This window comes from Williamsia phyllosphaerae (assembly GCF_014635305.1).
In the GTDB taxonomy this organism is placed as follows: Bacteria; Actinomycetota; Actinomycetes; order Mycobacteriales; family Mycobacteriaceae; genus Williamsia_A; species Williamsia_A phyllosphaerae.
Genome location: NZ_BMCS01000002.1, coordinates 867,753 through 883,791 on the forward strand (window position 1 = coordinate 867,753; position 16,039 = coordinate 883,791).

At 67.4% G+C, this 16,039-nt stretch carries 18 protein-coding genes; 6 read left to right on the plus strand and 12 right to left on the minus strand.

Going from position 1 to position 16,039, the window contains the following annotated elements:
• Nucleotides 1–16: 16 nt before the first annotated feature.
• From IEV93_RS17975 to IEV93_RS17990, 4 genes are read right to left on the minus strand one after another with little or no spacing between them, the layout of a single operon-like run.
• Nucleotides 17–805, minus strand: coding sequence for an enoyl-CoA hydratase/isomerase family protein (locus tag IEV93_RS17975; RefSeq protein ID WP_188491367.1), 789 nt, complete (start codon nucleotides 803–805; stop codon nucleotides 17–19).
• Nucleotides 802–1,785 carry an acyl-CoA dehydrogenase family protein gene (locus IEV93_RS17980; RefSeq protein WP_188491369.1) on the minus strand — a complete coding sequence of 328 codons (984 nt, stop codon included), beginning with the start codon at nucleotides 1,783–1,785 and terminating at the stop codon, nucleotides 802–804. The genes IEV93_RS17975 and IEV93_RS17980 overlap by 4 nt, the downstream gene beginning before the upstream one ends.
• Nucleotides 1,782–2,966 (minus strand): acyl-CoA dehydrogenase family protein, encoded by a 1,185-nt coding sequence (locus tag IEV93_RS17985; RefSeq protein ID WP_188491371.1) that lies wholly within the window; start codon nucleotides 2,964–2,966, stop codon nucleotides 1,782–1,784. Before IEV93_RS17985 ends, IEV93_RS17980 begins: the two co-directional genes overlap by 4 nt.
• Nucleotides 2,963–4,201, minus strand: coding sequence for a CaiB/BaiF CoA transferase family protein (locus IEV93_RS17990; protein WP_188491373.1), 1,239 nt, complete (start codon nucleotides 4,199–4,201; stop codon nucleotides 2,963–2,965). Before IEV93_RS17990 ends, IEV93_RS17985 begins: the two co-directional genes overlap by 4 nt.
• Nucleotides 4,202–4,350: 149 nt before the next feature.
• Between IEV93_RS17990 and IEV93_RS17995 the strand changes: the two genes are divergently transcribed.
• The 6 genes from IEV93_RS17995 (at nucleotide 4,351) to IEV93_RS18015 (ending at nucleotide 8,480) form a co-directional block, all read left to right on the plus strand.
• Nucleotides 4,351–4,962 carry a mycothiol-dependent nitroreductase Rv2466c family protein gene (locus IEV93_RS17995; protein ID WP_188491375.1) on the plus strand — a complete coding sequence of 204 codons (612 nt, stop codon included), beginning with the start codon at nucleotides 4,351–4,353 and terminating at the stop codon, nucleotides 4,960–4,962.
• A gap of 5 nt (nucleotides 4,963–4,967) precedes the next feature.
• Nucleotides 4,968–5,135: a DUF8730 family Cys-rich protein gene (locus IEV93_RS22760; RefSeq protein ID WP_503827355.1), complete on the plus strand. Its 168-nt coding sequence runs from the start codon at nucleotides 4,968–4,970 to the stop codon at nucleotides 5,133–5,135.
• Nucleotides 5,132–7,294, plus strand: a complete 2,163-nt coding sequence (locus IEV93_RS18000; RefSeq protein ID WP_188491377.1) for an MMPL family transporter — start codon at nucleotides 5,132–5,134, stop codon at nucleotides 7,292–7,294. The genes IEV93_RS22760 and IEV93_RS18000 overlap by 4 nt, the downstream gene beginning before the upstream one ends.
• Nucleotides 7,295–7,335: 41 nt before the next feature.
• On the plus strand, nucleotides 7,336–7,746 hold the full coding sequence (locus IEV93_RS18005) for a DUF302 domain-containing protein (protein ID WP_188491379.1): 411 nt from the start codon (nucleotides 7,336–7,338) through the stop codon (nucleotides 7,744–7,746).
• A 76-nt stretch (nucleotides 7,747–7,822) separates the two neighbouring features.
• On the plus strand, nucleotides 7,823–8,089 hold the full coding sequence (locus IEV93_RS18010; RefSeq protein ID WP_045821406.1) for a metal-sensitive transcriptional regulator: 267 nt from the start codon (nucleotides 7,823–7,825) through the stop codon (nucleotides 8,087–8,089).
• Nucleotides 8,090–8,210: 121 nt separating this feature from the next.
• A complete protein-coding gene (locus tag IEV93_RS18015; protein WP_188491381.1) occupies nucleotides 8,211–8,480 on the plus strand; it encodes a DoxX-related protein in 270 nt (89 codons plus the stop codon).
• A 1-nt stretch (nucleotide 8,481) separates the two neighbouring features.
• On the opposite strand, the gene IEV93_RS18020 is transcribed toward IEV93_RS18015, so the two are convergent.
• The 8 genes from IEV93_RS18020 to IEV93_RS18055 form a co-directional block, all read right to left on the minus strand.
• Entirely contained in the window at nucleotides 8,482–8,835 is a 354-nt protein-coding gene (locus IEV93_RS18020) for a winged helix-turn-helix transcriptional regulator (RefSeq protein ID WP_188491383.1), read from the minus strand.
• Between the two features lie 72 nt (nucleotides 8,836–8,907).
• Nucleotides 8,908–9,207 (minus strand): hypothetical protein, encoded by a 300-nt coding sequence (locus IEV93_RS18025; protein ID WP_188491385.1) that lies wholly within the window; start codon nucleotides 9,205–9,207, stop codon nucleotides 8,908–8,910.
• A 223-nt stretch (nucleotides 9,208–9,430) separates the two neighbouring features.
• Complete coding sequence (locus IEV93_RS18030; protein ID WP_188491387.1) at nucleotides 9,431–10,576, minus strand: PucR family transcriptional regulator; 1,146 nt, start codon at nucleotides 10,574–10,576, stop codon at nucleotides 9,431–9,433.
• 23 nt (nucleotides 10,577–10,599) lie between these two features.
• A complete protein-coding gene (locus IEV93_RS18035; RefSeq protein WP_188491389.1) occupies nucleotides 10,600–11,427 on the minus strand; it encodes an SDR family NAD(P)-dependent oxidoreductase in 828 nt (275 codons plus the stop codon).
• Complete coding sequence (locus tag IEV93_RS18040; RefSeq protein WP_188491391.1) at nucleotides 11,424–13,184, minus strand: alpha/beta fold hydrolase; 1,761 nt, start codon at nucleotides 13,182–13,184, stop codon at nucleotides 11,424–11,426. The genes IEV93_RS18035 and IEV93_RS18040 overlap by 4 nt, the downstream gene beginning before the upstream one ends.
• Nucleotides 13,181–14,044, minus strand: coding sequence for a short-chain dehydrogenase/reductase (locus IEV93_RS18045; RefSeq protein ID WP_188491393.1), 864 nt, complete (start codon nucleotides 14,042–14,044; stop codon nucleotides 13,181–13,183). The genes IEV93_RS18040 and IEV93_RS18045 overlap by 4 nt, the downstream gene beginning before the upstream one ends.
• On the minus strand, nucleotides 14,041–15,531 hold the full coding sequence (locus IEV93_RS18050; protein WP_188491395.1) for a flavin-containing monooxygenase: 1,491 nt from the start codon (nucleotides 15,529–15,531) through the stop codon (nucleotides 14,041–14,043). The genes IEV93_RS18045 and IEV93_RS18050 overlap by 4 nt, the downstream gene beginning before the upstream one ends.
• Nucleotides 15,528–16,028 carry an acyl-CoA thioesterase gene (locus IEV93_RS18055; RefSeq protein WP_188491397.1) on the minus strand — a complete coding sequence of 167 codons (501 nt, stop codon included), beginning with the start codon at nucleotides 16,026–16,028 and terminating at the stop codon, nucleotides 15,528–15,530. Before IEV93_RS18055 ends, IEV93_RS18050 begins: the two co-directional genes overlap by 4 nt.
• Between the last annotated feature and the right edge of the window lie 11 nt (nucleotides 16,029–16,039).

Sequence of the window (16,039 nt, forward strand, 5' to 3'; positions counted from 1 at the left end):
GAGCGCATGGGCGGTGTCACCGCCCGACGAAGTGCGGTTCCCGTCGCTCGGTGAACGCGCTCATCGCCTCGGCCGAGTCGGCCGTCGACTGCACAACCGCCTGGTGCGAGGCGATGAGATCCAGGGAGGTGCGGAGATCGCCGTGAGCACCCGCACGGACCGCACGTTTGATCAGTTGGATCGCGACCGGCGGTTGCGCAGCCAGCCGGTGGACCATCGTCTCCAGAGCGGTACGCATCTCGTCGAACGGGTGGACCTCGTCGACCAGGCCCCAGTCCATGGCGGTGGATGCGGATACGAACTCCCCTGTCCACAGCATGCGCAGTGCCCGCGACCGTCCGACGATGGGCGGCAGGTAGTGACATCCGCCGTCGCCGGGGACCAGTCCGACGCGGATGTATCCCTCCGAGAAACGTGCTGTGTCGGCCGCGATGCGATAGTCGCCGGCGAGCGCCATGTCGAGTCCGGCTCCCACCGCCACACCGTTGAGCCCGAACACCAGTGGCTTGGCGAGATTCTCGGCCGCCAGCGCCACCGGTTGGACGTACTCGGTCATCAACTGTCGACTGGCCAGCGGCGAGGTGGCCTTCGCCTGCAGGGCGCCGAGATCGGCACCCGCGCAGAACGCGTCCCCTGACGCCGTCACCGCGATCACGCGCACCTCGAGATCGGTGTCGAAGCGCCGGTAGGCGTCGGCCCACTCGCGCAACATGTCCGGGGTGAAGGCATTCTTCTTCTCCGGCCGGTCCAGTTCGATCCAGCCGACATGGTCACGGACGGTGATGTGGATTCCCTCGGTGCTCACAGTGTCTCCTCGGTGGTTGCGGTGATCATGGTCCAGAGTCCCTCTGCGCCTGCGGCGATCGCGGTCGATCCGAGCTGCGTGGTCCAGTCTGCGGAGTCGATGGCCTCCCGCCACGCCCACAGACGTGTCGTGAACCTGTGCAGCTCACTGAGTTCGGTGAAACCGATCGCGCCGTGCAGCTGATGGGACAACCGCGCGATCTCGCCCGCCGAAGCGCTCGCCTGTACGACTGCGGCCGTCACGGCGCTGCGTGCGGCCGCGCCGAGCGGTGACTCGTCGGCGGCCACGAGGTGCCGGCCCGCGAGGGACGATCCCGCGCGAACCAGGGCGACCTCCTCGAGTAGCAGCGCCAGGTTCTGCTTCACCGCCTGGAAGTGGTCGAGTGTGCGCCCGAACTGTCTGCGTGTGGCGGTGTGTGTCACGGTCATCTCGGCACATCGCTCGGCCGCACCGGAGATGAGCAGCGCGTGGACCGCCGCCATCTGCAGTCGGACATCCTCGGCCGTCCCGCGCCGCACGGGCACGGGATCGGCGACCGACACACCGTCGAAGACGAGCGTGGCCAGCGGGTTGCCCGCGAGGTCGGACTCGGCGTCGATGATCGTGACGTCCGAGGTCGCCTCGAACACCACCGGACCGCCGGGGGTGTCGGTGAGGACCAGAACCGTGCCGGCCGTCGACGCCCACGGCACCCGGGCGATCGATCCGGACACCACCAGGGCCGTGTCGGTGCCCGCGGCACCCGCGGGTCCCACTACGGATTCGCGGTCGACGTCGCGGTATCGAACCACGAGCGACCCTGCCTCGGCGACGGCGACCGCCACCGTGCCATCGGGCACCGGCCGGCCGGCCGCGCGCAGGAGCGGACCGGCGACGAGCAGGGTCGCGCCGATCGGAGTCTCGGCGGCCCAGTACCCGTCGTGACGCACGTCGTCGATGCCGCCGGCGAGTGCGCCGGAAGTGCTGATCGTGGTGTTCATCGTGCGGTGACCTCCTTGGTGATGACGCCGCGCAGGATCTCGTTGGTCCCGCCGCGCAGGGTGTATCCGGGTGTGTGGAGCAGGGCGAAGGCCAGCAGCTCGGCGTGGCCGCCGATCGTGGCCGACCGGTTGGGTGCGATCGGCGAGACGACTCGGACCTGCTCGATCAGATCTCCTTCGAACCGTGTCCCGAGGTCCTTGACGATCGCGGCCTGCACGTCGGGAGAGGCACCCGCCTGGAGCGCCGACGCGACCCCCAACGACATCGCACGCAGGGAGATCAGGCGTGCGACGAGACGTCCCACCACCGATTGCTGATGCTGCGACGTCGACACCGACGCCAATAGACGAACCAGCGACGTCAACACCGGCAGCGTCGACAGGAAACGTTCGGGCCCGCTTCGCTCGAAGGCGAGTTCACCGGTGACCTGCCGCCATCCGTCCCCCTCGATACCGAGGACGCGGTTGTCGGGGACCAGGACGTCGGTGAGGTGGACCGCGTTGAATCGATGCTCGCCGGTCAGCAGGCGGATCGGCTCGACCCGCACCCCCGGGGCACGTAGGTCGACGATGAACTGGGTGAGTCCCTCGTGGCGGTCGTCGTGGTCCGACGACCGGGCGAGCACGATGGCGAAATCGTTGACATGCGCGCCGCCCGTCCACATCTTGGTTCCGTTCAGGCGCCAACCGCTGTCGGTTCGCTCGGCACGGGTCTGCACCGACGCGAGATCTGATCCGCTCTCGCGTTCGCTCATCCCGATCGAGAAGAAGCACCGCCCGGCCGCGATCGCGGGGAGGAAGGCGCGCTTCTGTTCCTCGGTGCCGTGCGACAGGATCGAGACGCCGGCCTGACGATCGGACACCCAGTGCGCGGACACCGGAGCGCCGGCGGCCAGGAGTTCTTCGATGACGACGTACCGCGCGATCGGACCGGCTCCACTGCCGCCGAACTCGGTGGGCAGCGCCATGCCGACCCATCCTCTGGCCGCGAGACGTTCGCTGAATCCGCGGTCCCATCCCGAGAGCCACGAGTCCGGTCGTCCCATGACCGTTCCGTTCGCGCGTTCCTCGGCGATGAAGTCGCGAACCTCGCTGCGCAGTTCTTCTGCGCCGTCGGGCAGTTGCGGGTCCGGAAAGCGGACGAGTTGGCCTACGGCACAGTCTCGAGCATCGGCGGTCATCGGTGGGCTCCGTTCATGTCGGTGGCGGATTCGGACGGTGCGAGCATTGCTGCGCAACCGATCTCGGTGAGCACCTCGGCGGTGTGCTCTCCGATCGACGGACAGTGGCGCATGGTCGGATTGGGGTCGACCGAGTAGTGGACCGGGTTGGCGACGAGGCGGTAGGTCCCTTCCGTCGGATGTTCGGCATCGACCACGAGTCCGCCCGCGTGCGCGTAATCGGTCTCGGTGGCGGCTTTGAGATCGAGTACCGGGCCGGCCGGGATGCTGACCCGGTCGCAAAACTCCTGCCACTGGGCCGAGGTCCGCGACGGCGTCAGTTCGGCGACCAGGCGATACAGGTCGTCGGCGTTGTCGGCACGAGTGGACATCGAACGGAACCGGGGGTCGTCGATGAGTTCGGTGCGGTCGACGAACGTGAAGAAGTCGCGCCAGTTCCGGTCGTTGTAGGGCAGGATGCACATCCAGCCGTCGGCGGTCCGTTGCGCCTTGCGGGTGGTGCTCAGCGCACGTCGATATCCAAACGGCGCCTCCGGATCCAGGGTCGCGGCCGCGAGGTGCTCGACCAGGTTGAACGCAAGCATGGTGTCGACCATCGGCACCTCGATGCTCTGTCCCTCACCGGTGCGGTCGCGGTAGACCAGCGCCGCGAGGACCGACTGCGCGATCTGCATCCCGCAGATCTTGTCGGCCAGGACGGTGGGAACGAAGTACGGTTCGCCGGAGACCTGATGGTTGAGCGACACCAGGCCGGACGCCGCCTGGATGATGTCGTCGTAGGCGGCGCGGTCGCGCAGCGGGCTGTCGCTCCGGAAGCCTTGTCCGCGTGCGTAGATCAACCGGGGGTTGATCTCCCGGAGAACGTCGGCGGTCAGGCCGAGTCGTTCCATCGCGTCGGGACGGACGTTGGTGACGAACACATCGGCGGTGGCGGCCAGGGCCTCGATCGCCTCCCGGCCGTGCGGCGCCTTGGCGTCGATCACCACGCTGCGCTTGTTGCGATTGAGATTCAGCGTTGCGCCGCCCATCCCGGGGTGCCGGTGCGCGCCCATGCCGCGAGTCATGTCACCGCCCGGGGGCTCGATCTTGATGACGTCCGCCCCCAGATCACCGAGTTGCTGGGTTGCGTACGGCGCCATGATCACGCTCGCGAACTCGATGACCCGTATACCTGCGAGCAGCCCGCCGGCACGCGAATCGGATTGAGATACCTGGTCTTTCGTCTCCGTTGTCATGCTTTCATCACACGACAGAACTGGCTGCGCGTCCAATATCAATAATCCGGTTGCTGATATTGCTCACAATATGTGAAACCGCCAGCCCCCGCCTGCGAGAAACCGCCTCGCCGTTGACGATTTATACCCCCGGGGGTATGTTCCAATTCATGAACACAACCGTTGATTGCTACGTGGACCCGGCCTGCCCGTTCGCATGGGCGACGTCGCGGTGGCTCACCGACGTCACCGAACAGCGCGACGACGTGACGTTGACACTCCGCCAGATGAGCCTGGCGACGCTCAATGCCGAGGCGATCGCCGGCGGTGAGATGGACCCGTCGATGGCGCATCACATGGACACGTCGCGGACAGGTGGGCGCCTGCTGGCCTCGGTCGACCCATCGCACTTCGCCGAGATGTATGCCGCGTTGGGTCGTCGCGTCCACCTCGAGCACCTGGACATCACTGCCGATGCCGCACGGGATGCGCTCACCGAATGTGGTCTCGACCCCGGCCAGGCTGCTGCCACTGACGACCCGACGCTCGACGAGCGCGTCGAGGCTGCCCACGCCCACGCTGTGCGCATCTACGGCGAGTCCTCGGGGACGCCGATCGTCGCGATCGATGGCCGTGCGTTCTTCGGCCCGGTGATCACCGAGATCCCCACCGACAGTGCCGCCGCTGACCTGTTCGACGCGGTCGTCGTCCTCGCCCACTCGTCGTCGTTCGCGCAGATGCAGCGACCTCGGTCGGGGCCTCCGACCCTGACGAAAGGCTGAGCCGGATGTGTCACGCAGCGACCTGCCGCATCTGCGGCAAGACCACCTGGGCCGGGTGCGGCCGCCACGTAACCGACGTCAAACGTCGAGTGCCGGAGACGAACTGGTGTCCCGGGCACGCCGACCATCCCGCCCGCTCGATCTTCTCTCGCCTGACAGGACGCAACCGATGACCAGTACCGACACAGCCCGCGACGCGTCCGACTCGACGTCCGAACGGGACTCCCCTCCGGGCCTGCTGGGCCGCATCGGCGGATGGGGCACCGACCATCGCCGGATCCTGTTCGGGACGTGGCTCGCCGCGATCATCGTCCTCGGAGCGTTCGCGCCCTCGGTGTTCTCGTCGCTGGCCGGCGCGGGATGGCAGGCCAACGGGTCGGAATCAGTCCAGGTCCGCGACCTCGCCCAACAGCACTTCGGCGGCAACGCCTCCTCGGCGGTGCAGGTCGTCGTCCACTCCCACACGGCGACCGTCACCGACCCGTCGATGCGGGCGGTGTTCGACCAGATCGGCCGCGATCTGTCCGCCGACGCTCGATTCGGTGAGATCGTCGCACCGCAGCCGGGCATGACGATCAGCCGCGACGGACACACCGGCATCCTCATCGCCGGCGCGAACGCATCAACCGACGAGATGGTCGCCGCAGTCGACGACCACAAATCGGAGTTGACGGCCCTGTCGCGCGACGGCATCGAGGTCTATCCCACCGGGGCGTCAGCGTTGTGGGCCGACTTCAACAAGGCCAACCACGACGCGATGATCAAAGCCGAACTGTTCTCCTGGCCGGTCACCCTTGCGATCATGGTTCTCGCCTTCGGATCACTGGTCGCCGCCGGCTTACCGCTTCTGCTGACCGTTGCCGGTTTGGTGGCATCGGCAGGCGGCCTGGTCCTGCTGAACCAGATCACCCCGATCTCGGTGTGGGCCATGAACTTCGCCATGATGTTCGCCCTCGCACTCGGTATCGACTACGCCCTGTTCATCGTCTCCCGATTCCGAGATGCGTTGAGCAAGCGCGGCGACCGCCGCCGTGCGGTCATCGAGACGATGGACACCGCGGGAAAAGCTGTGTTCCTCTCCGGACTGACGGTTCTGGTGAGCCTGTCGGCAGTCCTGTTGGTCCCGGCTCCGGCGGTGCGCACCATGGCGGTCGGGATCATGCTGGCCGTCGTCTTCGTCCTGGCGGCGACTCTCACACTGTTGCCCACCGTCCTCGGCGCGCTCGGCCCCAAGGTCAACGCCGTCGCACTGCCCTACGCGAAACGGCAGGAGCATCGCTCACCGGTGTTCCACCGGTGGGGCACGCTGCTGCACAAGCACCCATGGCCGTTCGCCGTCGTGTCACTCGGCATCCTGGTGCTGCTCGCGCTACCGGTGTTCGGACTCAAGGTCGCGATGCCATCGATCTCGGTGGTGCCGCAGGACTCGGCTGTTCGGCAGGGCTACGCCCTCGTCCAGGAGCAGTTCGGTCTCGGCGCTCCCGGAGCGCTGCAGGTCGTCGTTCCTCAGGCCGACGCTGCCGCGACCGCATCCGCCGCTGCATCGAGTCCAGGCATCGCGATGGTGACCCCACCGCAGCTGGCCCGTGACGGATCCGACTACGCACTGCTACAGGCAATTCCGTCGGTCGACCCGTCTGATCCGCAGATGGGGTCGATCCTCGACACCCTGCGTGATCGGGTTCCCGCCGACGCACTGGTCGGCGGTGCGCCGGCGGAGAACCTCGACCTGCAGGCCGCACTGAACGACTACCTTCCGATCATCGTCGGCATCATCCTGGTCATGGGATTCCTGCTGCTGCTCGTCGCTTTGCAGGCGCCGCTCATCGCCCTGCTGGGCACGATCGTCAGCCTGCTCTCCACCGGGGCCGCGTTCGGAGTGGCGAAGCTGATCTTCCAAGACGGCCACGGCGCATCGCTGCTCGGCTTCACCCCGCAGGGATTCCTCGACGGGTGGGGGCCGGTGTTCTTCTTCGCCATGATCTTCGCGATCGCGATGGACTACACCGTGTTCCTACTGGCAACCGCGAAGGAGCACTACGAGAAGACCGGCGACCCCCACACCGCGCAGATCGACGGTATGGCCCATTCCGGACGGGTCATCTTCGCCGCTGCGGCGGTGATGGTCGCGGTGTTCTTCAGCTTCGCACTCGCCGATCCACTCCCCCCGAAGGAAATGGGGATCATCCTGGGAGTCGCAGTCCTGCTCGACGCAGTGCTCATCCGACTGATCCTGCTGCCGGTGTTGCTGCGAATCACCGGACACGCCGGATGGTGGTCGCCCACCTGGTTGCGGCGAGCGCTTCCGGCGATCACTTTCTCCCACAACTGAATCACCGCACACCTCTCAGCACCACCAACAAAGGAGACCCGATGAATCTGGGACTGACCACCACACTGACCGACACCGACTTCGCCGACGCCAAACAGCGGGTGACCGACGCACTCGCCGATCAGGGGTTCGGCATCCTCACCGAGATCGATGTCCAGGCGACGCTGAAGAAGAAACTCGACGAGGACATGGAGCCCTACACCATCCTCGGTGCGTGCAACCCGACCCTCGCCCACCAAGCCCTCGGCGTGCAGCCACAGATCGGAATGCTGCTGCCCTGCAACGTCGTGGTCCGCGCTGACACCTCCGACACCACCGGCCGGTCCCTGATCGTCGAGGCGATGAATCCTGACCTGATGGTGTCGGTCACCGGCGAGGCCGGCCTCGAACCAGTCGCGGCCCAGGCGTCGGAACTCCTCGGCAACGCCATCGCCGCACTCGCCGGCAACTGAACCACCGCCGGAACTACTCCCGGGTCCACGTATGCCCCCGGGGGTAGACTCGGCGGACACGAAACGGGAGAAAATCATGACCGGAGACGACGAAACCATCGCGGTGGTACTCAACCGACTACGCCGCGCACACGGACAACTCGGCGGGGTGATCTCGATGATCGAAAACGGCCGCAACTGCAAAGATGTCGTCACCCAACTCGCCGCCGTCTCCCGAGCCCTCGACAAAGCCGGCTTCAAGATCGTCGCCACCGGTCTGCGCGAATGCATCACCGGAGACCCCGACGCCAAAGAGCCCATGACCGAGGAAGAACTCGAGAAGCTCTTTCTGGCGCTGGCGTAGCGCGCCGCTCGGCCGGGCCGTGACGGTCGGCGGGGCAGCCGGATTCTCGCTCTTGTTTTGAGAGCAGGGGTGAGGTTGACTCTGGGTTGAGTTCGCAGCCATCCCCACGTGAAGGACTTCCATGAGCAACCAGCCCGCGTTCGTTCCCACCGCCGTCGGCGTGACCCTGGCCGCGACGGGTGTCGCGCACTTCGTGGCGCCGCAGGCGTTCCAGGCGATCACCGTGCAGGCGTTCCCGAAGGACACCGACGTGTGGATCAAGCGCAACGGCTTCACCGAGACGGTGGTCGGCGCGGCGATCGCGATCCCGGCGACTCGCAAGGCGGGATGGGTCGCACTCGGCGCCTACGTGGCCTTCCTCGGATCGCAGATCGTCCTCGCGAACAGGTGATCTAGGAATTCGGAGGTACGTCGAATTTCGCGGCCCACTCGTTGACCCACCCGACCAGTGGTTCACCGGCCGCGAGAAGTTCGACACCGTCGACGGTGAGCGAATAACCCGCGTCCGTCCGCGTCACGAGATCCACGCCGCGAAGCTCGGCCAGGCGAGTGTTCAGCGTGCTCGCGGCCAGCCCACCGGCACGTTCCTGCAGCGCCCGGAACGACGCGGGTCCGTCGGCGAGAGCCCACAGCACCCCCAGCGCCGCCCGGCGTCCCAACAGGTCGAGCAGAACCATGATCGGGCGCCCGGTGGCCGAACCGCGCACCGGCCGTCCCGGTCGCGGCGTTGCCTTCGCCCTGTCCATGTCGACGATGCTATCGACGACGCCGCGGCCGCGCTCTTGTTTGCAGAGCGCCGCGCGTGCCGGTGCTACCGACTACCCCGCGAGGGATGTGGTGCGCTCGGGCACGATCCCGGTGTGGACGGTGAACATCTCGCGGCTCCACGGGGCGACAACCGGCGACCCGTATTCCATTGCGCGCAGGCGCTTTGCGAGAGCAGGCAGTTCTCGTACGTGCAGCAGTGCGGCCATCTCCGTGTACCACCGGAGTACCTCGATGACCGACATGTCCAACGCGACAGCGACTTCTGCGAGTGTGTGATCCTCGGCAACGAGGTCGGCGATCGATTTGTGGGTACCCACGCGACGGGTGGAACCGGTGTTGTATTCGCTCACGATTCGACACTAGGTCCGGCGGCCGACATCGTGGGCGATCGCGCGGCGATCGGTACGGGAACGTGCCCAGGTCACGAGAAGGTCTCGACGAGGTCGCGCCCGCCGCCGTGGCTGTGCGGTTCTTGCAGAGATCGTCCGACATAGGGGGCGTCGAGGGCAATGTGCCCTGCATGAGCCCTGTATAGGACGATTTCTGCCTCAGCCCTCCGACTCCGCAGGCCCTTCAGCGACGGTGCAGGATCCACCAGGTGAGCACCAGATCATCGGTGCGGTCGAGGTCGAGTCCGGTGAGGGCACCGAAGCGACTGACGCGATTGCGAACGGTGTTGCGGTGAAGGAACAGTGCCGCAGCGGTGTCGTCGACACGCCGGTCATGACGCAGAAACGCAGCAACCGTGTCGATGATCTCTGCACCGACTTCACCACGATCGCGTAGCGGCGCGAGGTGCACGTCGGCGAGATCTCGCGCGGTGTCGTCGTCGAACGCCAGCAACGGCAGCGCGCCGAGCCCAGCGAGATCGACCAGACCCGCGCGGTCGAATCGCGCCGCGATGTCGAGGGTGTGTCGGGCACGACGGTACGACGCCCCGGCGTCGGACGGCAGCGCGGCGGGACCCACCGCCACCAGCGCCCCGAGCTCGAGATCGACGGGCAGCGACGGCAGCAGCGCCACGTAGTAGGAGTCGACGACGGCGTCGACCACCGGGAGATCCCGCGTGCCGCAACGCAGTCGGATGGTCGCTCGAACCTCGGAATCGAAGCGCGGATCGTCGTGGTCGGCACAGACGACCCGGTAGTGATGCTCCGGCTGCACGCCGTGCTCGATCAGACGGGCAGGTAGCGAAGTCGGTGTGAACTCGCCGTCGACCAGCCGACGCACGAAGGTGCTTCGGCGCGCGGCGAGCGATACCGCGTTCTCCTGCAGCACCGCGTTGATGACTGCCGAGTACGACGTGGCCCAGTGCCACATCATGTCCTGCAGGTCGTCGATGACCTCCGGGCTCATGCCTTGTTCCGTCGCGCGGGCCCGGACGATCTTCGCGATCAGGCGAGCGCCCACCTGGATACTGTGTGCGACCAACTCGAGTGGGATCTGTTGGGTTGACCATCGGCGCGCGAGCTCGGTGAGTTCGGTGGTGTTGATCTGCGGGGTGTCGCTGCGTACCTGTCGCAGAACGATCTGAAGGACAGCGCGGGTGTTGCGCTCGATCTCGTCGCGGGCGATCAGATCGTAGACCGGGATGCGCTCACGGTAAAGAGCGGTCAATTCCGCTGCCATGGAATCGATCTCATCCTCGGCGTCGTCGATGAGCGAGGCGATGCGGCCGGCGACCTCGCGCTCTCGCCGCCCTGACGTGTCGTCGTCCATTCGCGTCACCCTCGACCGTTCCGTCATGCGTCCGCGCTGAGCCGCCTGATCTCCGGGGCCACCTCCCGGCTGCGTCGGGTGAACACCGAGGTCTGTAAGGCGGCACGGACGAAGAGCAGGGCCCATCCGACACGAGGGTAGATCATTCGCGACGCCCGCCGCTCGATCGCCGAGACCAGATGCGGGGTGATGGCGTCGACGGTGCTGACGGATCCGAACGGGCCGGGCAGCGCCCGCAGCAGCGCGGCGAATGCGGGTTGGGTCTCGAGCTTCCCGGTCACCATGGCCGTGTCGATCCACCCCGGGTGAAAGGACCCGACATCGACACCGGTCCCCGCCAGCTCCAATCGCAACGAGTCGGCGAACGCCTCGAGGCCGGCCTTCGCCGCGGCGTACGCGCTGTGTCCGGGTTGATGTGCGAACGATGCCCACGAACACGTCATGGCGATGTAGCCCCTGGATGCGAGAACGGCGGGCAGAGCCGCACGCACGATGTTGTGTGCGCCGATGAGATTGACGTCTATGACCCGCTGCCACTCACCTCCGGCGAGGGAGTCGACCGGGCCGAACACCGACACCCCGGCATTGGCCCACACCACGTCGATCCGCCCGTGTGCGGCCACGATCTCACCGACGACCCGGGTGCACGCCGCCGGGTCGGTGACGTCGAGGACGTAGGTGTCGACGTCGGCGGGGATGGTCGACGCGGCGCGGGCCAGTGCGTCCGCATCGCGGTCGAGCAAGACCACCCGAGCTCCGCGCCCGGCGGCCACCCCGGCTGCGGCGGCACCCAATCCCCCGGCGCCCCCGGTGATCACGAGAACCTGTCCCGCCAATGGTGCTGTACTCATCGGGTCTCCTCCGTTCCGGCCGGCAGGTCGATGACCGCAAGCGCCGACTCCGTGACACTGCCCAGGATCAGCTGCGATCCGCGTCGGATCACCGACGTGACCATCGAGTAGTCGACGGTCGACGACTGCAGATCGTGCACCACGTGGCCGTCGCGGTCGACCGCCATCACCCACGTGGTGTCCACCCCGGCGCGCAGCGATTCGGGCAGCGCGTAGACGAGTTGCCGGAGGAAGCCGGGAAGCGTCGCGAGCGTGTCGAATCGCCGGTCACGTGGGTTGGCGAGGGAGATCCAGATGAGATCACCATCGGCCGAGATGTTGTCCGGGAAACCTGGCAGGTTGTCGATGAGGATGTCGCCGCCGCCTCGCTCGCCGTGCAGCCCCAGTCGGAAGCTGCCGGATTCGGCCACCGCGATCTGGCGTTCGTCGTCGTCGACCACGAGGCCGTTGGCGAAGTCGAGTCCATCGACAAGAGTGCGGACGGTCCCGTCGGTGTCGCGCACCAACAGGCGTCCGGTACCGGAGTGTTCGAGCAGATCGGCGAGATAGTCCTCGAACGAGAACCGCCGGGTGGAGGTGGTGAAGTAGATCCTCCCCGACCGGGCACGCACCACGTTCGACGCGAAGGTGACCGGTTCGCCGTCGACCTCGCCGACCAAGATTGTGACCTCGCCGCTGTCGATGTCGACCTGCAGCAGTCCGCGTTCGCTGTCACAGACGAGCAGGGTGCGGTCGTCGACCACCGTAAGGCCAAGCGGTCGTCCGCCGGTGTCGGCGATGGTCTCGACCGTCGCGGGGGCGTCGTCGTGCAGGGTGACTCGCAGGATGCGTCCGTCCTCGACACCGGTGAGGATCCGCCCCGCCGCGTCGATACGCACGTCCTCCGGACCGCGCCCCGGCAGCTCCACACGTCGGAACCCGGTCAGTGGCACCGTGCTCTCGAGCCCGCCGGCCCGCGCGGGTGTCGGTGGTGGCGTCCAGCGTCGGGGCCGCAGCGTCGGGGCCGATCGATGCGGTGCGGTGATCGGTGCACCCGGCATCGCCTCGTCTCGGATGACCGCCGCGACCGCTCCCGCCGACGACCACGGCGCGCCGTGACCCTCATGGGCCAACGGATACGCGCGGCGGCCCGGCCCCGTCGCGGACAGCGCCATGGCAGCAGGGGCGACGCGACGGTCGTCGAGACCGTAGACCACGTCGACGGGACACGACACCGCCGACAGACGGTCGCCGAGCGGTGCGATGTCGACGTAGTGATTGATGGCGCTACTCTCGGCGACGAACTCGCCCAACGAACGCGCCGCGAGATCGTCCACCGCGAACTGCGGGACCCGGTGACTCGGCGCGAAGGCGGTGCCCAGGCCGCGGCGCAGTCGAGCGGGTGGCAGCACAGACCAGATGGCGGTCCCGAGCAGCGGTATCCGCAGTATGCGTTCGGAGCCACTGCTCGCGGTGAGGCGGCTGGCCACGGTCGGCGGGGTGGCGATGACGATCAATCGCTCGACGAGCGCGGGGAACTGTTCGACCAGTGCCGTGGCGACGAGTCCACCCCGGGAGTGCCCGACCACGGTCGCAGGCACTGCACCGTTCGCGCGCATGAGCCGCGCGACGATCAGCGCATCGTCGGCGATGGATGCACCACCCACGAGATGTGGTGTCAGAGTGCTCACCGAGTCCCCCAGCAGCTCCTCGACCCGCGCCCAGGTCGCGGGCGAGCCACCGAGTCCGTGCAGCAGAACGATGTTCGGGCGCGTCATGCCGGTTCGGTCGCCCGCAGTGCCGACACCTCGCGCTCGAGGGCAGGGACCGTCGAGGACGCACGCAGGCCGACCGCAATGTCCCAAAGGCGCCCGGTGAAGACACCGCGGACCTTGTCCACCGCGGCCAACGCGGCGGGAACGTAGATCTTGCGGCTCCGGTTCTCGATGCCCGCCACGAACGCGGCGGCACAGTCGTCGACGTCGGTGACCACGTTGAACGGCCAGGGAAGACGCTGGATGCCCTCGCGGACGGCGTCGATCTTGTCCTGCGCCTCGTACATCGGGGTACGGATCCATGCGGGGTGGGCGACGCCCACCGACACGCCCTTGTGGGCCACCTCCAGTCGTAGTGACCCGCCGAACCATTCGACGCCTGCCTTCGACGCGGCGTAGGCCGATCCGCCGGGGACGTTCTTCAACGCCGCGGCCGAGGACACCAGTAGGAAGTGTCCGCGCTGGTCGATCACGTGCGGCAGCGTCGCGTGGACCGTGCGCATGACGCCGATGAGGTTGACCTCCACGGTCCTCGCCAGTGCGTCGATCGGGGTGACCGCCACGGTTCCCGCCTCCGCGACACCGGCATTGGCGACCACAACGTCGAGGCACCCGTACTCGTCGATCACTGCGGCGACCGCGGCCTCCAGTGACATGCTGTCGGTGACATCGGCGCGCAGGCCGAGGTGTCGATTGCCGTTCGCCTGCGGGAGGGCGTCCGCGGCCTGCGTGCTGTCGGCGCGGTCGAGGATCACCACGTGGGCGCCCTTCGCGGCCAACGCCGCCGCGGTCGCGGCACCGATCCCCGATGCGCCGCCGGTCACGACGGCGACCTTCCCTGCGACCGAGATCCTGCGGGTCATGGGTGTCCTCCTGCTGTTCGTGTCAGATGGTCGTGCACACGGAATGTCGTTGCTCGCCTGCGATATCGGACGATTCCCGACGGCCACAGGTTGCTGTTGCGGCCGGTGGGGTCGAGGTACCAGCTCGTGCAGCCGCCGCTGGTCCACACGGTGCCGTCGGTGAGTTCGTCCACCTCACGGGCGAATTCGGTCTGCGCGGCGTCGGTGGGTTCGACCGTGGCCGCGTCGCGTTCGGCGGTCAGGCGCATCGCGGAGTCGATGTAGCGCAGCTGCGACTCGAACATCATGATCACCGAGGTGTGTCCCAGCCCGATGTTGGGGCCGTGCATCAGGTAGAGGTTCGGGAACCCCGCCACCGACGTCCCCATGTAGGCGCGCGGGCTCTCGCCCCACTGCTCGGACAGCGTGTAGCCCTCGGGGCCGGTGACCGCGTCGGTGAGCGGCAAACGGCTGGTGTGGAATCCGGTTCCGAAGATGATGGCGTCGACCTCGTGCGCGACCCCGTCGGTGTCGACCAGTCCGTGCGCTGTCGCGCGGGCGATACCGATCGTCTGTACGTCGACGTTCGATTGCGCGAGCGCCGGGTAGTAGTTGTCGGAGATGAGAATTCGCTTGCACCCCATGCGGTAGTCGGGGGTGAGCTTCGCGCGCAGGACAGGATCGGACACCGCATGCGCGAGATGCTCGCGTCCCTCCTTCTCCCCGATGGCCATCAGTCGCGGGTGCCGGAACGCCGCCAACTTCACCTCGCGTTGTGCATAGACCTTGGCGCGCCGGAGTTTCTGCACGCCGGGGATCAGACGGGTGGCGGTACGGATGCGCCGCGAGATCGGCGTGTCGTTGCGGGGCATCACCCACGGTGGGGTGCGCTGGAACAGCGTCAACGACGACACCAGCGGCTGGATCTGCGGCACGAACTGGATCGCCGAGGCGCCGGTGCCCACCACGGCGACCCGACGGTTGGTCAGATCGACCGAGTGATCCCACTGCGCGGAGTGGAACACCGGTCCTTCGAACTCGTCGAGGTCGGCGATGTCGGGGATGGCCGGGTCGGCCAGCGCGCCGGTGGCGAGGACCACGTGATCGGCTGTCGAGGTACCGCGTTCGGTCTCCAGGACCCAGCGCGACCGTGCGGTGTCCCAGGTGATCGAGTCCACCGCACATCGTGTGCGCAGCCGCGGCAACAGACCGTGGTCGCGGGCGACGCGTTCGAGGTAGGCGCGGATCTCCGATTGACGCGCAAAGGTGTTGCGCCACCGAGCGCTCGGTGCGAAGGAGAACGAGTACAGGACGCTCTGAACATCGCACGCGGCGCCCGGATAGGTGTTGTCACGCCAGACCCCGCCGAGCGAGTCGGCGCGCTCGAAGATCACCACGCTCCCCTGATGGTGGTGGGCCAGCCGGATCGCGGCGCCGACCCCGGCGAATCCCGAACCCACGATCGCAAGGGTGTAGTGATCGTGGCCGAGGTTCTCGGTGCGTGTCATGCGGGTGTTCCTCTCGACGAGGTCATGGTGCGTGGGTTGGTCGCGGTGTGGGTTCGGATCGCCTCCGACCACTCGCCGACCCAGGCGGGCAGCGACTCTGGGAGCGCCACTTCGACGTCGAGACCCAGGAGTCGATCGGGCAGGACGGATTCACCAGTTCGATCCAGGTAGCGAATGGCGACGACGGCGGTCGCGTGCGTCAGCTCGCCCACGTGAAACTCCTGTTCGTAGTAGGCGTTACGCGCGTCGACGCCGATCAGTGCCGTGCGGACCTGATAGCGCGTACCCAGTGTCAGTGGACGCCGATAGCTGATGGTCTGCGCGACGACCACCGGATGCCACCCTCGGGCGCGCAGGCCACGCCACAGTCCGGTCTCGGACATGTAAGCGATCCGGGCGGCGTCGAGTATCGACAGGTAGCGACCGTTGGTCATGTGCATGAGCAGGTCGAGGTCGGACGGCAGCACGCGGAACGTGGTGTCCAATCGATCCCCCACCCGCACAGCAC

Excerpts from the sequence above, each read along its gene's own strand:
- IEV93_RS17980 (WP_188491369.1), bottom strand. The coding sequence starts at position 1,785 with ATGAACACCACGATCAGCACTTCCGGCGCACTCGCCGGCGGCATCGAC.
- IEV93_RS17985 (WP_188491371.1), bottom strand. The coding sequence starts at position 2,966 with ATGACCGCCGATGCTCGAGACTGTGCCGTAGGCCAACTCGTCCGCTTT.
- IEV93_RS17990 (WP_188491373.1), bottom strand. The coding sequence starts at position 4,201 with ATGACAACGGAGACGAAAGACCAGGTATCTCAATCCGATTCGCGTGCC.
- IEV93_RS17995 (WP_188491375.1), top strand. The coding sequence starts at position 4,351 with ATGAACACAACCGTTGATTGCTACGTGGACCCGGCCTGCCCGTTCGCA.
- IEV93_RS22760 (WP_503827355.1), top strand. The coding sequence starts at position 4,968 with ATGTGTCACGCAGCGACCTGCCGCATCTGCGGCAAGACCACCTGGGCC.
- IEV93_RS18000 (WP_188491377.1), top strand. The coding sequence starts at position 5,132 with ATGACCAGTACCGACACAGCCCGCGACGCGTCCGACTCGACGTCCGAA.
- IEV93_RS18005 (WP_188491379.1), top strand. The coding sequence starts at position 7,336 with ATGAATCTGGGACTGACCACCACACTGACCGACACCGACTTCGCCGAC.
- IEV93_RS18010 (WP_045821406.1), top strand. The coding sequence starts at position 7,823 with ATGACCGGAGACGACGAAACCATCGCGGTGGTACTCAACCGACTACGC.
- IEV93_RS18015 (WP_188491381.1), top strand. The coding sequence starts at position 8,211 with ATGAGCAACCAGCCCGCGTTCGTTCCCACCGCCGTCGGCGTGACCCTG.
- IEV93_RS18020 (WP_188491383.1), bottom strand. The coding sequence starts at position 8,835 with ATGGACAGGGCGAAGGCAACGCCGCGACCGGGACGGCCGGTGCGCGGT.
- IEV93_RS18030 (WP_188491387.1), bottom strand. The coding sequence starts at position 10,576 with ATGGACGACGACACGTCAGGGCGGCGAGAGCGCGAGGTCGCCGGCCGC.
- IEV93_RS18035 (WP_188491389.1), bottom strand. The coding sequence starts at position 11,427 with ATGAGTACAGCACCATTGGCGGGACAGGTTCTCGTGATCACCGGGGGC.
- IEV93_RS18040 (WP_188491391.1), bottom strand. The coding sequence starts at position 13,184 with ATGACGCGCCCGAACATCGTTCTGCTGCACGGACTCGGTGGCTCGCCC.
- IEV93_RS18045 (WP_188491393.1), bottom strand. The coding sequence starts at position 14,044 with ATGACCCGCAGGATCTCGGTCGCAGGGAAGGTCGCCGTCGTGACCGGC.
- IEV93_RS18050 (WP_188491395.1), bottom strand. The coding sequence starts at position 15,531 with ATGACACGCACCGAGAACCTCGGCCACGATCACTACACCCTTGCGATC.